The organism is Acinetobacter sp. YH01005, from assembly GCF_013420465.1.
Taxonomy (GTDB): domain Bacteria; phylum Pseudomonadota; class Gammaproteobacteria; order Pseudomonadales; family Moraxellaceae; genus Acinetobacter; species Acinetobacter amyesii.
Window position 1 is genome coordinate 1 of record NZ_VOYA01000062.1, and the last position, 1855, is coordinate 1855.

Annotated in this window: 2 protein-coding genes; both read left to right on the forward strand. The window is 39.0% G+C overall.

Annotated elements, in window-relative coordinates:
- Nucleotides 1–624 precede the first annotated feature (624 nt).
- On the forward strand, nucleotides 625–1557 hold the full coding sequence (locus FTT72_RS16070) for a hypothetical protein (protein WP_180178691.1): 933 nt from the start codon (nucleotides 625–627) through the stop codon (nucleotides 1555–1557).
- The coding region (locus FTT72_RS16075; RefSeq protein ID WP_180178692.1) for a hypothetical protein at nucleotides 1550–1855 on the forward strand (306 nt) is incomplete at its 3' end. The genes FTT72_RS16070 and FTT72_RS16075, both read left to right, overlap by 8 nt.

A 1855-nucleotide genomic window follows, 5' to 3' on the forward strand; every position in this document is an offset into this window, starting at 1 on the left:
GCCTGATATTGATACTGATTCTTTTGTTGCTGCTATTTCTCGAATTGAGTCTGTTTTGGAATTTACATCTGATAAGGCTTTGGCTTGTACTTTGAAAAAAGAGTTAAATTTATTGCGGGGTTTTTTAGGGTCTTAGGGTTTCCCTAACAAGGCATAAAGTCCCCTTTGTGTATCCTTGCTTAATAAAAACGAGCTATGTCGGCTGACGTTCCGTGAACGTGCATGCCGATCAGAGCGAGTGTCTACGAGCGAACTGACATAATTAGAATTACAAAACTTCCTTTCCCTGATTACAGCTCCCATCTTTCCTATTTTCGGGAAAAATTAGCGAAGCGACGTAAACGCAATCGACATCCCGACGGCTCGCGCGGGTGCGATGCGTCAAGGAGCTAGCGTGTAAATCCCTTTTGACAATAACCGATTGAAACATGTATATTCTTTGGACTGTTTGTTCATGTATCTTTTGTTTTTTTATAGATATGTGATAGTGAAAATCCGCTAAAGCGAAAAACCATGTGTAGTGAATAAATAAGGGTTTTGGTTAATCCCTGCAAGGTGACAAAAAAATGGGCTAACAGTACTGGAAATACTTTAGCCCTTGATCAACATTGAATTGGAATGTCGATGACTATATTTTATGGGGAAAAACCCTTTGTAGCAACTGTTGCTACGCAAAAAACATCTGAGTCACGTGGGAGCGAAGCGACTGGGCTTGTCTCTATCTTAACAAGTGACACGAACTATTCTATTGCCCTTCCTTGTCCTGAATATTTAAGGCTTAAACGCCTTCAAAAATCTGTCCGTATATCTGCTGAAGTTATTCAAGAATCGCTTCAAAAAAATCATGTCCGTTATAAAGCTGCAATGGTTACTTTAACTTATCGTGATGATGTCGATTGGTCTCCTCGCCAGGTGTCTAATTATCTTAAATGTGTTCGTGAATGGGCGCGTCGCAAGGGTATTTTTATTCACTATGTTTGGGTTCTTGAATTAACTAAACGTGGTCGCCCTCATTACCATGTTCTTTTTTGGTTGCCTAAAGGTGTTTCTATGCCTAAAGCTGATAAACAAGGCTGGTGGAAACATGGCATGACTCGTTCTGAATGGGCTTATTCTCCTGTTGGTTATCTCTGCAAATACACTTCAAAAGGTATTGATTTTGATTCATGGGGTAAATTGCCCCGTGGTGGTCGTTTATATGGTCATGGCGGTTATACGCCTAAAATGCGTATTACTCGTGCGTGGCGTGTTGCTCCTGCTTGGGTTCGTGAATTAATAGACGAAATTGACGGTGTGAAAAAGGTTGGTGCTTATTGGGTTAATCGTGTTTCTGGTATGGGTATTCGTTCCCCTTTCGCTTTTGACCATGTAAATCGTATTTTGAGGTTTAAGGGTTTTTCCGATCCTATCCATGAAAGTGAGATTTTTAATAATTCCCCTCCTGATCCTGATTGGGGTGTTGTTCGTTTTAATGAGAGTTTAGAGTCAATAAATTACGGTTATTACTCTGCTATTGATGAAGCTATGGCTTCTATTATTGGAGTGTCTTATGACTGATTTATCTTGCCTTTGTCCTAACTGTAAAGTCGACTTGCAAAAAATGCGCTATACGCAATTTCATGTTCATTTGTATGTCGATAATTTTGCACATCCTGATATGGCTGAAAAACTTAGGCTATTAAAGGCTAAGAAAAAGTTAAATAAGCATGTTATGCAGTCTTTATTGAAGCCTGATATTGATACTGATTCTTTTGTTGCTGCTATTTCTCGAATTGAGTCTGTTTTGGAATTTACATCTGATAAGGCTTTGGCTTGTACTTTGAAAAAAGAGTTAAATTTATTGCGGGGTTTTTTA

Bases quoted from the DNA above. Each gene is read 5' to 3' on its own strand.
- FTT72_RS16070 (WP_180178691.1), top strand. From the start codon at position 625: ATGACTATATTTTATGGGGAAAAACCCTTTGTAGCAACTGTTGCTACG.